Raw genomic sequence first — 14,915 nt, 5'->3', positions numbered from 1 at the left:
TTTGCAAACAGAATAGAAGGATGCTTATGAAAACACCATTTATCAGCCGTGAAGATTTAGAAACAATTGTTGCAGAGTTCCCGACTCCCTTTCACTTGTATGACGAGAAGGGGATTCGCGAGAAAGCGCGAGCAGTAAACAAGGCTTTTTCGTGGAATGAGGGCTTTAAAGAATATTTTGCAGTTAAGGCTACTCCAACTCCAGCCATCTTGAAAATCCTCCAAGAGGAAGGTTGTGGTGTGGACTGTTCTAGTTACGTGGAGCTCTTGATGAGCCATAAACTGGATTTCCCCGGTTCTGAAATCATGTTCTCTTCTAACAACACGCCTGACAAGGAATATGCCTATGCGCGTGAATTGGGCGCAACCATTAACTTGGATGCCTTTGAAGATATTGAACATCTGGAGCGAGCGGCAGGCATTCCAGAAATCATCTCTTGTCGTTACAATCCTGGAGGCGTTTTTGAACTGGGGACGGATATTATGGACAATCCTGGAGAGGCCAAGTTTGGGATGACCAAGGACCAGCTTTTTGAAGCCTTTGCTATTTTGAAGGAAAAAGGAGCCAAGACTTTTGGGATTCATTCCTTCCTAGCATCCAATACCGTCACCCATCTCTACTACCCAGAGTTGGCGCGTCAGCTTTTTGAATTAGCCGTTGAAATCAAGGACAAGTTGGGCATTTCGCTAGACTTTATCAATCTTTCTGGCGGAATCGGAGTCAACTATCGCCCAGACCAGGAGCCAAATGATATTGCTATGATTGGTGAGGGCGTGCGAAAGGTTTATGAAGAAGTCCTTACGTCGGCAGGTCTTGATCAGATCAAGATTTTCACTGAATTGGGCCGTTTTATGCTGGCACCTCACGGAGTTCTCGTTACCAAAGTAACTCATAAAAAGAAAACCTATCGTACCTATCTAGGTGTGGATGCCTCGGCCGTCAACCTCATGCGCCCAGCCATGTATGGAGCTTACCACCATATCACCAATCTGACCCATCCAGACGGACCAGTTGAGGTTGTAGATGTGGTTGGTTCACTCTGTGAAAACAATGATAAATTTGCCATTAATCGCGAACTACCTCATACAGAAATCGGTGATTTACTGGTGATTCATGATACAGGTGCACATGGATTCTCCATGGGTTACCAGTACAATGCCAAACTACGCTCGGCAGAAATCCTCTATACCGAAGAAGGAAAAGCCCGCCAAATCCGCCGTGCAGAGCGCCCTGAGGACTATTTTGCAACCTTGTATGGTTTTGATTTTGAATCAGATCATTAAAAAAATAAAAATGAAAGTGAAAAACAGATTGCTTTCTAAAAAATAGACAAAAATCTTGTTTTTCCCTCAAGTCGTGATATAATAAAACTATAAAACGGTTTCAAGGAAGGTGACGATATGTCTGAAGAAACAATTGACTATGGACAAGTGACAGGAATGGTGCATTCGACAGAGAGTTTTGGGGCGGTAGATGGTCCTGGGATTCGTTTTATTGTCTTTTTGCAGGGCTGTCACATGCGTTGCCAGTACTGCCATAACCCTGATACATGGGCTATGGAGACCAATAAATCACGCGAACGGACAGTAGACGATGTCTTGACAGAAGCCCTTCGTTATCGTGGTTTCTGGGGAGACAAGGGAGGAATCACTGTTAGTGGTGGAGAGGCACTCTTGCAGATTGATTTCTTGATTGCCTTTTTTACCAAGGCTAAGGAAAAAGGAATCCACTGCACCTTGGACACCTGTGCCCTTCCTTTCCGTAACACACCACGTTATCTCGAAAAGTTTAATAAACTCATGGCGGTGACAGACTTGGTTCTCCTGGATATCAAGGAAATCAACGAAGAACAGCACAAGATCGTTACTAGCCAAACCAATAAAAACATCTTGGCCTGTGCCCGGTACCTATCAGATATTGGAAAACCTGTTTGGATTCGCCACGTATTGGTTCCAGGATTGACAGATAGAGATGAGGATTTGATTGAACTCGGTAAATTCGTCAAAACCCTCAAAAACGTTGACAAGTTTGAAATCCTACCTTATCACACTATGGGAGAATTCAAGTGGCGTGAACTTGGGATTCCATATTCGCTCGAAGGGGTCAAACCTCCAACAGCAGACCGTGTTAAGAATGCCAAGGAATTGATGGATACAGAAAGTTACCAAGACTACATGAAGCGTGTTCATGGATAAAAAGAAGCCTGATGGAGACATCGGGCTTTTGTGATGCATAAAAAGCCTAGCCTTTCAGCTAAGCTTTTTGAGTCTTATCTAGATCGTTGTTTGCCAGAGTTGCGGTTTTTCTTTTTCTTATTGGTTGTGATAGCCTGAGGCTGCTTAGGAGTCACATCTTTTCTTGCACCTGCAGAAGGGCTGACTTTCGGAGGGTTCTTTTCGTATTCTTCACGTACTTTTTGACGAAGTTTTGGACGAACGACATAGTTGACGATAAACTGTTGGAGAATCATCATGAAACCACCGACAACCCAGTAAAGTGTTACACTGGCTGGTGAGAAGAGGGAGAAGATAACAATCATGAGTGGGCTCATGTAGATCATTTTCTTAAGTTGTTCTCTTTGCATCTCATCTTCTACTCCATGAAGCGAGAGGAGAGATTGGATGTAGTAAAGAATACCGGCAAAGGCTACAAGGAGCATGCTTGGTGATCCTAGTGCGATGCCGAGGAAGCTAGATCCTGCGACCCCATCAGTATGTTGGGCAGCAAAGTAGATAGCAGAGAAGAAAGGCATTTGAATGAGGATAGGGAAACATCCTACACCACCAAACATGCTGATACCATGTTCTTTTTGGGCGGCAAAGAGAGCTTGTTGAGCCTCAAGTTTTTCTTCTTGAGTTGTTGCTTCTTTTAGACGTGTTTGATGTGGTTCAAGCACGTGTTTGAGGGCGTTCATCTTTTCAGAGTGAAGCGTCGCCTTCCACGATTGGTAGATACCGAGCGGCAAGATAATCAAACGCACGATAATGGTGACGATGATAATCCCCATCCCAAAACCAAGTCCCATATCATTAGCAAAGTATTTGATGGCCTCTGCCATAGGCGCTCCGATGGTGTTCCAGATAAATCCTGTTGGTTCTCCAGTCGTTTTATCAACAGAAACACAACCTGTCAAGACGAGTAGCATAGCCACTCCCATAGCAGAGAGGGCAAAACGTTTAATAGATTTCAATGTTTTCATTCCTTCTTTAAAAATTATCCCTTTCTATTCTACTGTTTTTTTGTAAAATATACAATAGTTCTGGAGACCTAATTTGCGACTTTGAAGTCCGAGTAAGATGAAAAGTTGCTCATTTGTACATCTAGATAGGTAACTTTTGAGAAAGGTGTCGGACCTTTTCGGATTTCTTGGATAAATTTTGCCATAGTGGCAGAGGACTCTGCCTGAGCAAGAATTTCCACTGTGCCATCGTCATTATTCCAGACACGACCAGTGATGCCACCGATTTCAAGCGCTAGAGTATAAACGCCCCAACGAAAACCAACACCCTGCACCCTGCCTTGGGCAATCATTCTAACCTTTTGCATACCAAACCCCTTTGATTGTGTTATAATATTTCTATGACTATTATAACCTCAAAAGCCAATTCTGTGGTAAAAAATGCCAAGAAATTGCATCAAAAAAAATATCGAAAGTCTGCTTATTTGATTGAGGGCTGGCACTTATTCGAAGAAGCTGTTCAAGCTGGAGTGACGATTGAGAAGATTTTTGCCCTAGAGAGCTATAAGGAACAGTTAGCCGCTTTTTCGCAAACAGTCTGGGTTTCAGAGGAGATTTTGCGGGACTTAGCAGATACGCAAACCCCTCAAGGCATTGTCGCAGTTATTCAAAAAGAAGAAATGGGACAGCCTGATCTTCGTCAGGGAAAGTTTCTATTTTTAGAAGATGTTCAAGATCCTGGTAATGTGGGCACCATGATTCGGACGGCGGATGCTGCAGGTTTTACAGGGGTCATTGTTTCAGACAAGTCAGCAGATGTCTACAGTCTCAAGACTCTGCGTTCCATGCAAGGAAGTCATTTTCATTTGCCCATCTATCGTATGCCTGTTGCCACCTTTGTAGAAGGGGCTAAAAAGAGTGACTTGCCCATTCTGGCAACGACCTTATTGAGAGATTCAAAGGATTATCGTGAGCTTTCTCCCCTAGAGAACTTTGTTTTAGTCATGGGAAATGAAGGACAGGGGATTAGTTCTGTCATGGTTGAGAGTGCTGATCAGTTGGTTCATATTGGAATGAAGGGCCGTGCAGAGAGTCTCAATGTTGGCATTGCGGCAGGCATTTTGATGTTTTATTTCAGCTAATTTATAAAAACTTTGTTATAATCAAGACATATTTATAGAAAAAGGAGAATCAGAATGAATCAAACAATTATTCAAGAACGTTCAGGTCTCAATCAATTTTACGCTAAGGTTTATGCCTTTGTGGGACTTGGGATTGGTCTGTCAGCTCTCGTGTCAGCTTTGATGTTGACGGTCTTTCAGACTCAATTGGTCTACTTTTTAATGCATGGTCGTCTCTGGTTGATGATTGCAACTTTTGCAGAACTTGGTCTGGTCTTTGTTGCGAGTAGCATGGCTGCTAAAAACAGTCCAGCAGCTCTCCCAGTATTTTTAATTTATTCTGTTTTAAATGGCTTCACACTTAGCTTTGTCGTAGCCTTCTATACACCTGGGACCGTCTTATCAGCCTTTGTATCCAGCGCCCTTCTCTTCTTTGTCATGGCAGCAATCGGAATTTTCACTAAGAAAGATTTGAGTGGAATGGGACGTGCTCTGATGGCTGCGCTTGTTGGCCTCATCATTGCCATGATTGTGAATATTTTCTTAGCTAGTGGTTTCTTTGACTACATGATTAGTATTGCCATGGTCTTGGTCTTCTCAGGTTTGATTGCTTGGGACAACCAAAAGATTCGCTATGTTTATGAGCAGTCAAGAGGGCAAGTAGCAACAGGCTGGGTCATCTCAATGGCGCTCAGCATCTACCTAGACTTTATCAACCTCTTCCTTAGCATCTTACGAATCTTTGGTCGAAACGATTAATGAATGACAGAGTCAGTGTTCAAAAGAGCACTGACTTTTTCTTATTTACTCTTTCCTTTTCTTGAAAATAGGTGTATAATGCTTTTAATTAATTTTTTAGGAGTAGTTATGAAGAAAAGCTTTATTCATCAGCAAGAAGAAATTTCTTTTGTTAAAAACACCTTTACCCAGTATTTGAAAGATAAACTAGAAGTCGTGGAAGTTCAGGGACCTATCTTGAGTAAGGTCGGTGATGGGATGCAAGACAACCTGTCAGGTGTCGAAAATCCAGTATCTGTCAAGGTTTTGCAGATTCCAGATGAAACTTATGAAGTCGTTCACTCACTTGCCAAATGGAAACGTCACACTTTGGCTCGCTTTGGTTTCGGTGAAGGAGAAGGTCTGTTTGTTCACATGAAGGCCCTTCGTCCAGACGAAGATTCGCTGGATGCGACCCACTCTGTTTATGTAGACCAGTGGGACTGGGAGAAGGTGATTCCAAATGGTCAACGCAATATCGCTTATCTCAAAGAAACAGTTGAAAAGATTTATAAGGCTATTCGTCTGACAGAGCTAGCAGTAGAAGCCCGCTATGATATCGAATCTATCTTGCCAAAACAGATTACCTTTATCCATACGGAAGAGTTGGTGGAACGCTACCCAGATCTAACACCGAAAGAGCGTGAAAATGAAATCTGTAAAGAGTTCGGCGCAGTCTTCTTGATTGGTATTGGTGGCGAGTTGCCTGACGGGAAACCTCATGACGGCCGTGCACCTGACTATGATGACTGGACAACAGAGTCTGAGAATGGCTACAAGGGACTGAATGGGGATATTCTAGTTTGGAACGAATCTCTTGGTTGTGCCTTTGAACTTTCATCAATGGGGATTCGGGTAGATGAGGATACCCTTCGTCGCCAAGTGGCTCTTACAGGAGACGAAGATCGTCTGGAGTTGGAATGGCATAAGGCCCTGCTTAATGGCCTTTTCCCACTGACAATTGGTGGAGGTATCGGACAGTCTCGGATGGCCATGTTCCTTCTTCGTAAGAAACACATTGGAGAAGTTCAGACCAGTGTCTGGCCTCAAGAAGTTCGCGATACTTATGAAAATATCTTATAGAGAATCGAACCGTAAGGTTCGGTTTTCTTTCTCTTTTTGCCTATAATTTGGTATAATAAACGGTATGAAAATCGTATCAGGAATCTACGGAGGGCGACCCCTCAAGACGCTAGAAGGCAAGACGACGAGGCCGACATCAGATAAGGTGCGTGGAGCTATCTTTAACATGATAGGTCCCTATTTTGAGGGCGGTCGTGTCTTGGATCTCTATGCTGGCAGTGGTGGTTTATCCATTGAGGCAGTCTCGCGTGGGATGTCCCATGCTGTCTTAGTGGAACGGGATCGAAAGGCGCAAGCTATCATCGCTGAAAACATCCAAATGACCAAGGAAGTTTCCAAATTTCAGCTCTTAAAGATGGAGGCTGAACGGGCCTTGGAGCAAGTGAAAGGTCCCTTTGACCTGGTCTTTTTAGACCCTCCCTATGCCAAGGAACAAATCGTTGCAGATATCGAAAAAATGGCAGAAAGAAACCTTTTCTCCGAAGAGATCATGGTTGTCTGTGAAACCGATAAGTCTGTAGAACTCCCAGAAGAAATCGCCTGCTTAGGCATCTGGAAAGAAAAAATATATGGGATTAGTAAGGTGACGGTCTATGTCAGATAAAATTGGATTATTTACAGGTTCATTTGATCCGATGACAAATGGACATCTGGATATCATTGAACGTGCCAGCAAACTCTTTGATAAGCTCTATGTCGGGGTGTTCTACAATCCCCACAAACAAGGCTTTCTCCCTGTTGAAAATCGCAAACGGGCAGTCGAAAAAGCTGTGGCGCATTTAGGTAATGTAGAGGTGTTGGCTTCTCATGACCAGCTAGTCGTCGATGTTGCAAGAAGACTGGGTGCTAAGACCCTTGTCCGTGGCTTGCGGAATGCCACAGACTTGCAATATGAATCTAGTTTTGATTACTACAATTATCAACTGGCTCCAGAAATCGAAACCATTTACCTATATAGTCGCCCAGAGCATCTTTATATCAGCTCTTCAGCCGTGAGAGAACTTCTGAAGTTTGGTCAGGAGATTCAGCAATATGTCCCAAACAGTGTTGTGGAGGAATTAGAACATGAAGAAAAAAACTAGATGGCCCTTATATGTCATCCTAGCACTAGTATTGACTTTTTTAGCCTTTGTAGTACCTTTACCTTACTACATAGAAGTTCCAGGTGGAGCGGAAGATATTCGTCAAGTTTTGAAAGTCAATGAAACAGAAGATACAGAAGCAGGAGCTTACCAGTTTGTAACAGTCGGTATTCGACATGCAACTCTGTCGCATCTTGTTTATGCTTGGCTGACTCCATTTACGGATATTAGAAGTGCTCAGGAGACAACGGGTGGCTCTACAGATGCAGAGTTTATGCGGATCAATCAGTTCTACATGCAAACATCCCAAAATATGGCCAAGTATCAAGGCTTGAAGACGGCTGGCAAGGATATCGAGCTCAAGTATCTGGGAGTCTACGTCTTGACCGTGACGGACAATTCAACCTTCAAAGGCATTCTGAACATTGCGGATACCGTTACGGCTGTTAATGATAAGACGTTTGACAGTTCCAAAGACTTGATTGATTATGTCAACTCTCAAAAACTGGGAGATCCAGTCAAGGTAACTTATGAAGAAGACGGAAAAGTCAAGTCTGCTGAAGGTAAGATTATCACTCTCGAAAACGGGAAAAACGGGATTGGGATTGGTTTGATTGACCGTACGGAAGTGACCAGTGATGTTCCGATTCGCTTTTCAACAGCTGGTATCGGGGGGCCAAGTGCCGGTCTCATGTTTAGTCTCGCTATTTACACCCAGATAGCAGATCCAGGACTTCGTAATGGTCGCATCGTTGCGGGAACGGGAACCATTGATCGCGATGGAAATGTTGGCGATATTGGTGGAATTGACAAAAAAGTGGTTGCAGCCTCTCGTCAGGGAGCCAACATCTTTTTTGCTCCTGACAATCCAGTCACCGAGGAAGCAAAAAAAGCAGATCCCAATGCGAAAAGCAACTATGAAACAGCCTTAGAAGCTGCTAAAACGATCAAAACAGAGATGAAAATCGTTCCAGTTAAGACCTTGCAGGATGCAATTGATTACCTTAAAAACAATCCCTAATCCGTAGAAAAATCGAAAACTAGCGCGCAAGCGGATAAGATGGTATAATAGTCAAATGGTTCAATTATTATTCACTCTAAGTAGTCATATACTCTTTATTTATTTGAGTTTTTACCTTTTAAAGGATCTTGTGAGATGGGAAAAGGTTTTAAAAGTGACCGCTACTAACACAAAAAAAGTTCGTTTGTTGGTAGGCTTCTTTAGTATTGTGATGGGCTATATCTTGAGTTCATTCTTTATCAGTTTGTACCAACTGTGGCAAGAAGCACTTAGAGGACTATTATAAAATCAAAAGTAAAGGAAAAACTATGGAAAAAATTGTGGTTCAAGGCGGAGATAATCGTCTGGTCGGGAGTGTGGCCATCGAGGGAGCAAAGAATGCAGTCTTACCTTTATTGGCAGCGACTATTCTAGCAAGCAAGGGTAAGACAGTCTTGCAGAACGTCCCAATCTTGTCAGATGTTTTCACTATGAATCAAGTGGTTCGTGGTTTGAATGCCAAGGTGGACTTTGATGAGGAAGCTCATGTTATCGAGGTTGATGCTACTGGTGATATCACGGAGGAGGCTCCATACAAGTATGTTAGCAAGATGCGGGCATCCATCGTTGTCTTGGGACCAATCCTTGCTCGTGTAGGCCACGCCAAGGTATCCATGCCAGGTGGTTGCACTATTGGGAGTCGTCCGATCGACCTCCACCTCAAAGGTTTGGAAGCTATGGGGGCAAAGATTACCCAGACAGCTGGTTACATCGAAGCCAAGGCAGAACGCCTGCATGGCGCTCATATCTACATGGACTTCCCTAGTGTCGGCGCAACACAAAACCTCATGATGGCGGCAACTCTAGCTGACGGTGTGACGGTCATTGAAAATGCTGCGCGTGAGCCGGAAATTGTTGACCTCGCTATTCTCCTTAATGAGATGGGAGCTAAGGTCAAGGGAGCTGGTACCGAAACCATCACAGTGACTGGTGTTGAGAAACTTCATGGAACAACTCATAATGTGGTACAAGATCGTATCGAAGCCGGAACCTTTATGGTGGCTGCAGCTATGACTGGCGGAGATGTCCTCGTTCGTGATGCAGTCTGGGAACATAATCGCCCCTTAATCTCAAAACTACTTGAAATGGGTGTTGAAGTGACAGAGGAATCAGAAGGCATCCGTGTTCGTTCTCAACTTGAAAATCTCAAAGCTGTTCATGTAAAAACTTTACCACACCCAGGATTTCCAACAGATATGCAGGCACAATTTACAGCTTTGATGACAGTCGCAAAAGGGGAATCCACCATGGTGGAAACGGTGTTTGAGAATCGTTTCCAACATCTGGAGGAAATGCGCCGTATGGGCTTGCATTCAGAGATTATCCGTGATACAGCTCGTATTGTTGGGGGACAGGCTTTACAGGGAGCAGAAGTTCTATCAACGGACCTTCGCGCTAGTGCTGCTTTGATTCTGACAGGTTTGGTAGCGCAGGGAGAAACAGTTGTTGGTAAGTTAGTCCACCTTGATAGAGGTTACTACCGTTTCCATGAGAAATTAGCTCAGCTAGGAGCAAAGATTCAGCGGATTGAGGTTAAGGATGAAGAATAAAAACATACGCTATGTACTCCGTCGCTTACTGTTGATTTTTATCGTACTCTTGCTGGGATTCCTCGCTTTAGGAATCGGCTTGATGATCGGCTACGGGATTCTAGGAAAGGGACAGGATCCATGGGCGATTTTGTCTCCAGCGAAATGGCAAGAATTGATTAGTAAATTTACAGGAAATTAGACTGGGAGACCAGTCTTTTTCTAAAGAAATAAGGAGAAAAATGAACAAAAAAACGAGACAGACACTAGTAGGGTTACTTATATTCTTACTCTTGGCTGCTGGAAGCTATTATATCAAGCAGATGCAGTCGACATCAAACACGCCTAAAACCAAAGTTAGTCAGAAAAAACAAGCTTCAGAAGCTCCCAGTCAGGAGCTGGCTGAAAGTATCTTAACTGAGTCAATCAAAAACCAAATCAAAGGGGGGCTCGAGTGGAATGGAGCAGGAGCCTTCATTGTCAATGGCAATAAAACCAATCTAGATGCCAAGGTTTCTAGCAAACCCTATGCGGATAATAAAATAAAACCAGTCGGGAAAGAGACCGTCCCAACTGTTGCTAATGCCATCTTATCTAAAGCCACTCGACAGTATAAGAATCGTGAAGAGACTGGAAATGGATCCACCTCTTGGATGCCACCAGGATGGCATCAGGTTAAGAATCTAAAGGGAGCCTATACACATGCAGTTGATAGAGGACATCTGCTGGGCTATGCCTTAATAGGTGGTTTGGATGGTTTTGATGCCTCTACCAGCAATCCCAAGAACATTGCAGTCCAGACAGCTTGGGCGAATCAAGCGCAAGCTGAAGATTCGACAGGGCAGAACTACTATGAGAGTTTGGTTAGGAAAGCCTTGGACCAGAATAAGAGAGTCCGTTATCGGGTGACGCTTCACTATGCGACAAATGAGGATCTAGTTCCATCCGCTTCACAAATCGAAGCCAAGTCTTCAGATGGCGAGTTGGAATTCAATGTCCTAATCCCCAATGTTCAAAAGGGGATTCAGCTTGATTACCGAACAGGTCAAGTCACGGTGACAAACTAGAAACAATCTATAAAAGAACAAAAATTGCTCCCTTGTCCGTCATTGATAAGGGAGCAATTGTATAAATTAGAAAATAATGTGATTCCTACGCTAATTTATGATATAATGGAACACAAGATACTATTTTAGGAGAAGGACTATGGAAGACCCGAGCAGTCAGAATTTGTTGCTACAGTTTGTATTGTTATTTATCTTGACCTTGTTAAATGCTTTTTTCTCAGCCACTGAAATGGCGATGGTGTCATTAAACCGTGCCCGAGTAGAGCAAAAGGCAGAAGAAGGAGACAAACGTTATATCCGTTTGTTAAAGGTACTTGAAAATCCTAATCACTTTTTATCAACGATTCAAGTCGGTATCACCTTGATTACGATCTTGTCAGGGGCCAAATTGGCGGATACCCTTGGACAAGCGATCGCATCTTGGATGGGAAATAGTGAAACAGCTTACGCCATTGCAAGTTTCCTCTCTTTGGCATTCTTGACCTATATCTCCATTGTTTTTGGTGAGCTCTATCCTAAACGTATTGCCCTTAATCTAAAAGATGCTTTGGCGATTCGAACAGCACCAATTATTATTGGTCTTGGAAAGATTGTCAGTCCCTTTGTCTGGTTGCTATCTGCTTCAACTAATTTGTTGAGTCGTTTGACACCAATGACTTTTGATGATGCGGATGAAAAAATGACTCGAGATGAAATAGAGTACATGCTCACCAATAGTGAAGAAACACTGGATGCAGACGAAATCGAGATGTTACAAGGGATCTTCTCTCTAGATGAGCTGATGGCGAGAGAAGTCATGGTTCCTCGGACAGATGCCTTTATGGTGGATATTCAGGATGATAGTCAAACGATTATCGAAAGTATTTTAAAGCAAAATTTTTCGCGTATTCCTGTTTATGATGGTGATAAAGACAATGTTATCGGTTTGATTCATACCAAGCGCTTGCTAAACGCTGCCTATGCAGATGGTTTTGAAAATATTATTTGGAAACGAATCCTACAAACACCGCTATTTGTGCCTGAGACCATCTTTGTGGATGATCTATTGAAAGAGCTGCGAAATACCCAAAATCAAATGGCTATCTTACTAGACGAATACGGTGGTATGGCTGGTTTGGTAACTCTGGAAGACCTCCTAGAAGAGATTGTCGGAGAAATTGACGATGAGACGGATAGGGCAGAAATCGAAGTCCACCAAATCGGTGAGGATACCTATATTGCACAGGGAACCATGAATCTTAACGACTTCAACGACTACTTTGGTGTTGAACTAGAAAGCGATGATGTGGATACCATCGCTGGTTATTATTTGACAGGTGTCGGTACGATTCCTACAACTGAAAAAATCAGTTATGAACTGGTCAGCCAAAACAAGAAGATTGTCCTGACCAATGATAAGGTGAAAAATGGACGTGTTACCAAGGTAAAAGTTCAAATCACAGAACTAGAACCTGAGGAAGAAACCGAGTAAAACAGTGATTTTTGTCACTGTTTTTCATTCGCCAAATCCGCTCCAAAAGATTTTCAAAGTTATCCTTATTTATCCGAAGAAAAAAATAAAAAAGCCCAATTTCATGGGCTTGTTGTTTGATGAAATCCTGAATAATCAGGTCACAGAAGGCGGTAGACGGATTTGAACCGACGATCAAGCTTTTGCAGAGCCGTGCCTTACCACTTGGCTATACCGCCTCAACGTTTATTATTATACCTTGAAAATGATTTTACGTCAATAGTTTCTTAATCGAAAATCCAATTTAGAAGAATGCCCTTTCTGACTGGGTAGAAAATGGAGAAAGAAAACCTGAAAATCAGGCTTTATGGACATTAAGTTTGCCTTATGACTCGATAGATAGCAAACAAAGAATAAAGAAATTTGACAAATGAAAGTTTTTTGTGGGTACACGCCTAAATATTCTGAAAATTCGTTTACTTTTTGAGAAATCTATGGTATAATTGGCAATAAGCCTAAATTTTTTAAGAGGAGTTATATACGTGAAAAAAAGTAGAATATTTGTTACAGCAGGAGTTGCTTTGCTGGCAACTGGCGTTCTCGCTGCTTGCAGTTCTTCAAAATCATCTGATTCAACAGCGCCAAAAAATTATGGTTATGTTTATTCAGCTGACCCAGAAACATTGGATTACCTCATTTCAGGAAAACAAAGTACTAAGATTGCCACTTCAAATGGTATCGATGGTCTCTTTACAAATGATAAATATGGGAATTTGACTCCTGCAGTTGCAGAAGACTGGTCAGTCTCAAAAGACGGTTTGACTTATACCTACAAGATTCGTAAAGGTGTCAAATGGATGACATCAGATGGCGAAGAGTATGCTGAAGTGACAGCTAAGGACTTTGTAAATGGCTTGAAACACGCGGCTGATAACAAGTCTGAAGCACTTTATCTAGCAGAAGATTCAGTTAAAGGTCTAGCTGACTATAAAGCTGGAAACAATAAAGACTTTTCTTCAGTAGGTGTAAAGGCAGTTGATGATTATACTCTTGAGTATACCTTGAACCAACCAGAACCATACTGGAACTCTAAGATGGCCTACGCAATCTTCTGGCCATTGAACGAAGAATTTGAAAAATCAAAAGGATCTGACTTTGCTAAGGCAACTGACCCTACATCCTTGCTTTACAATGGTCCATTCTTGCTGAAAGGTTTGACTGCTAAGTCATCTATCGAATTCGCTAAGAATGAAAACTATTGGGATAAAGACAATGTTCATATTGATAAAGTAACCCTTGCTTACTATGATGGTTCAGACCAAGAGTCTATTGAACGTAACTTTACAAGTGGAGCTTATAGCTATGCCCGTCTTTACCCAACAAGTTCAAACTATTCTAAAGTAGAAGAAACCTACAAGGAAAATATCTTCTACACCCCATCAGGACCTGGTATTGGTGGTTTGGGTGTGAATATTGACCGTCAAGGTTACAAATATACTTCTAAGACAACTGATGAAGAGAAGATTTCTACTAAGAAAGCCCTTCTTAACAAAGACTTCCGTCAGGCCTTGAACTTTGCCTTTGACCGTACTTCTTACTCAGCACAAATTAATGGTAAAGAAGGCGCTCCTCGTGCCGTTCGTAACCTCTTTGTAAAACCTGACTTCGTCTCTGCTGGTGAAAAAACTTTCGGTGACTTAGTGACTGATAAGATGGCAGCTTATGGCGATGAATGGAAGAATGTAAACTTTGCGGATGGTCAAGATGGACTCTTCAACGCCGATAAAGCTAAAGCTGAACTTGCCAAAGCTAAAACTGCATTGGAAGCAGAAGGTGTGAAATTCCCTATCCACTTGGATATCCCAGTAGACCAAACTGCTAAAAACTATATCGCACGTATCCAATCCTTCAAACAATCCGTTGAAACAGTGCTTGGAGAAGACAATGTAGTCATCGATATCCAACAAGTTTCTAAAGATGAGTTTAATAATATCACCTACTATGCGGCGAATGCAGCAGCAGAAGACTGGGATCTCTCAGGTGCCGTTGGATGGAACCCTGACTATGAAGATCCATCAACTTACCTTGATATCTTGAAGACAACGAATGCTGAACAAACAAAAACATACATGGGTTACGAAGGTGCAGATAATGCTGCAGCAGCTCAAGTTGGTTTGAAAGAATACGATAAGCTAGTTGATGAAGCTGCTAAAGAAACAAGCGACTTGAATGTTCGTTATGAAAAATACGCGGCTGCTCAAGCTTGGTTGACAGATAGCTCACTCATCTTGCCAGCTATGTCATCAACTGGTGCTGCACCATTCATTTCTCGTGTTGTGCCATTCTCTGCATCATATAGCCAATCTGGAGATAAGGGATCAGATGTATACTTCAAGTATATTCAGTTACAAGACAAGGTAGTAACCAAAGCTGACTATGAACAAGCTCGTGAAAAATGGCTTAAAGAGAAAAAAGAATCAAACGAAAAAGTTCAAAAAGAATTGGCTAATCACGTTAAATAAATAACTCTTAAGAGAACTTTCTCTCCATGAGGAGAAGGTTCTTTTG

The 14,915-nt window shown here is 42.4% G+C and carries 16 protein-coding genes and 1 tRNA gene; 14 read left to right on the top strand and 3 right to left on the bottom strand.

The window, feature by feature from the left end; genetic code table 11:
* Positions 1–26: 26 nt before the first annotated feature.
* Together K1I53_RS07220 and pflA are read left to right on the top strand one after the other, a co-directional pair.
* Positions 27–1,283, top strand: coding sequence for a diaminopimelate decarboxylase (locus tag K1I53_RS07220; protein WP_223328885.1), 1,257 nt, complete (start codon positions 27–29; stop codon positions 1,281–1,283).
* Positions 1,284–1,400: 117 nt separating this feature from the next.
* Positions 1,401–2,195 (top strand): pyruvate formate-lyase-activating protein, encoded by a 795-nt coding sequence (gene pflA / locus K1I53_RS07215; protein WP_001288277.1) that lies wholly within the window; start codon positions 1,401–1,403, stop codon positions 2,193–2,195.
* Between the two features lie 74 nt (positions 2,196–2,269).
* On the opposite strand, the gene yidC is transcribed toward pflA, so the two are convergent.
* Complete coding sequence (gene yidC, locus K1I53_RS07210; protein WP_223328925.1) at positions 2,270–3,190, bottom strand: membrane protein insertase YidC; 921 nt, start codon at positions 3,188–3,190, stop codon at positions 2,270–2,272.
* Positions 3,191–3,267: 77 nt separating this feature from the next.
* Positions 3,268–3,546, bottom strand: a complete 279-nt coding sequence (locus tag K1I53_RS07205; RefSeq protein WP_001174621.1) for an acylphosphatase — start codon at positions 3,544–3,546, stop codon at positions 3,268–3,270.
* 33 nt (positions 3,547–3,579) lie between these two features.
* On the opposite strand from K1I53_RS07205, the gene K1I53_RS07200 reads away from it, so the two are divergent.
* From K1I53_RS07200 to K1I53_RS07150, 11 genes are all read left to right on the top strand, one after another.
* Positions 3,580–4,320: a TrmH family RNA methyltransferase gene (locus tag K1I53_RS07200; RefSeq protein ID WP_223328884.1), complete on the top strand. Its 741-nt coding sequence runs from the start codon at positions 3,580–3,582 to the stop codon at positions 4,318–4,320.
* Between the two features lie 54 nt (positions 4,321–4,374).
* Entirely contained in the window at positions 4,375–5,058 is a 684-nt protein-coding gene (locus K1I53_RS07195; protein ID WP_001076875.1) for a Bax inhibitor-1/YccA family protein, read from the top strand.
* A gap of 108 nt (positions 5,059–5,166) precedes the next feature.
* Positions 5,167–6,159 (top strand): aspartate--ammonia ligase, encoded by a 993-nt coding sequence (gene asnA / locus K1I53_RS07190; protein WP_223328883.1) that lies wholly within the window; start codon positions 5,167–5,169, stop codon positions 6,157–6,159.
* Positions 6,160–6,223: 64 nt separating this feature from the next.
* Positions 6,224–6,763: a 16S rRNA (guanine(966)-N(2))-methyltransferase RsmD gene (gene rsmD / locus K1I53_RS07185; protein ID WP_002874201.1), complete on the top strand. Its 540-nt coding sequence runs from the start codon at positions 6,224–6,226 to the stop codon at positions 6,761–6,763.
* The gene (coaD, locus tag K1I53_RS07180; protein WP_223328882.1) at positions 6,753–7,241 is read left to right on the top strand and encodes a pantetheine-phosphate adenylyltransferase; all 489 of its coding nucleotides are present in this window, start codon (positions 6,753–6,755) and stop codon (positions 7,239–7,241) included. The genes rsmD and coaD overlap by 11 nt, the downstream gene beginning before the upstream one ends.
* Positions 7,225–8,262, top strand: a complete 1,038-nt coding sequence (locus K1I53_RS07175) for a SepM family pheromone-processing serine protease (protein ID WP_173259023.1) — start codon at positions 7,225–7,227, stop codon at positions 8,260–8,262. Before coaD ends, K1I53_RS07175 begins: the two co-directional genes overlap by 17 nt.
* 55 nt (positions 8,263–8,317) lie before the next feature.
* A complete protein-coding gene (locus tag K1I53_RS07170) occupies positions 8,318–8,548 on the top strand; it encodes a DUF1146 family protein (protein WP_002892633.1) in 231 nt (76 codons plus the stop codon).
* Positions 8,549–8,570: 22 nt separating this feature from the next.
* Positions 8,571–9,851, top strand: a complete 1,281-nt coding sequence (murA, locus tag K1I53_RS07165) for a UDP-N-acetylglucosamine 1-carboxyvinyltransferase (RefSeq protein WP_223328881.1) — start codon at positions 8,571–8,573, stop codon at positions 9,849–9,851.
* Complete coding sequence (locus K1I53_RS07160) at positions 9,841–10,032, top strand: DNA-directed RNA polymerase subunit beta (protein WP_000791880.1); 192 nt, start codon at positions 9,841–9,843, stop codon at positions 10,030–10,032. The genes murA and K1I53_RS07160 overlap by 11 nt, the downstream gene beginning before the upstream one ends.
* Positions 10,033–10,072: 40 nt before the next feature.
* On the top strand, positions 10,073–10,897 hold the full coding sequence (locus K1I53_RS07155) for a DNA/RNA non-specific endonuclease (protein ID WP_223328880.1): 825 nt from the start codon (positions 10,073–10,075) through the stop codon (positions 10,895–10,897).
* 139 nt (positions 10,898–11,036) lie between these two features.
* Positions 11,037–12,368: a hemolysin family protein gene (locus K1I53_RS07150; protein WP_223328879.1), complete on the top strand. Its 1,332-nt coding sequence runs from the start codon at positions 11,037–11,039 to the stop codon at positions 12,366–12,368.
* A gap of 147 nt (positions 12,369–12,515) precedes the next feature.
* On the opposite strand, the gene K1I53_RS07145 is transcribed toward K1I53_RS07150, so the two are convergent.
* Positions 12,516–12,586: transfer RNA gene (locus tag K1I53_RS07145), tRNA-Cys, on the bottom strand.
* Positions 12,587–12,889: 303 nt separating this feature from the next.
* Between K1I53_RS07145 and K1I53_RS07140 the strand changes: the two genes are divergently transcribed.
* Positions 12,890–14,869 carry a peptide ABC transporter substrate-binding protein gene (locus K1I53_RS07140; RefSeq protein ID WP_223328878.1) on the top strand — a complete coding sequence of 660 codons (1,980 nt, stop codon included), beginning with the start codon at positions 12,890–12,892 and terminating at the stop codon, positions 14,867–14,869.
* Positions 14,870–14,915 lie beyond the last annotated feature (46 nt).

The sequence above is a fragment of the Streptococcus oralis genome, assembly GCF_019929365.1.
Lineage (GTDB): Bacteria > Bacillota > Bacilli > Lactobacillales > Streptococcaceae > Streptococcus > Streptococcus oralis_BT.
Note: the sequence above shows the minus strand (reverse complement) of the source record. Positions and strands in the feature narration are given on the sequence as shown.

Excerpts from the sequence above, each read along its gene's own strand:
- K1I53_RS07220 (WP_223328885.1), top strand. The coding sequence starts at position 27 with ATGAAAACACCATTTATCAGCCGTGAAGATTTAGAAACAATTGTTGCA.
- pflA (WP_001288277.1), top strand. The coding sequence starts at position 1,401 with ATGTCTGAAGAAACAATTGACTATGGACAAGTGACAGGAATGGTGCAT.
- K1I53_RS07205 (WP_001174621.1), bottom strand. The coding sequence starts at position 3,546 with ATGCAAAAGGTTAGAATGATTGCCCAAGGCAGGGTGCAGGGTGTTGGT.
- K1I53_RS07200 (WP_223328884.1), top strand. The coding sequence starts at position 3,580 with ATGACTATTATAACCTCAAAAGCCAATTCTGTGGTAAAAAATGCCAAG.
- K1I53_RS07195 (WP_001076875.1), top strand. The coding sequence starts at position 4,375 with ATGAATCAAACAATTATTCAAGAACGTTCAGGTCTCAATCAATTTTAC.
- asnA (WP_223328883.1), top strand. The coding sequence starts at position 5,167 with ATGAAGAAAAGCTTTATTCATCAGCAAGAAGAAATTTCTTTTGTTAAA.
- rsmD (WP_002874201.1), top strand. The coding sequence starts at position 6,224 with ATGAAAATCGTATCAGGAATCTACGGAGGGCGACCCCTCAAGACGCTA.
- coaD (WP_223328882.1), top strand. The coding sequence starts at position 6,753 with ATGTCAGATAAAATTGGATTATTTACAGGTTCATTTGATCCGATGACA.
- K1I53_RS07175 (WP_173259023.1), top strand. The coding sequence starts at position 7,225 with ATGAAGAAAAAAACTAGATGGCCCTTATATGTCATCCTAGCACTAGTA.
- K1I53_RS07170 (WP_002892633.1), top strand. The coding sequence starts at position 8,318 with ATGGTTCAATTATTATTCACTCTAAGTAGTCATATACTCTTTATTTAT.
- murA (WP_223328881.1), top strand. The coding sequence starts at position 8,571 with ATGGAAAAAATTGTGGTTCAAGGCGGAGATAATCGTCTGGTCGGGAGT.
- K1I53_RS07160 (WP_000791880.1), top strand. The coding sequence starts at position 9,841 with ATGAAGAATAAAAACATACGCTATGTACTCCGTCGCTTACTGTTGATT.
- K1I53_RS07155 (WP_223328880.1), top strand. The coding sequence starts at position 10,073 with ATGAACAAAAAAACGAGACAGACACTAGTAGGGTTACTTATATTCTTA.
- K1I53_RS07150 (WP_223328879.1), top strand. The coding sequence starts at position 11,037 with ATGGAAGACCCGAGCAGTCAGAATTTGTTGCTACAGTTTGTATTGTTA.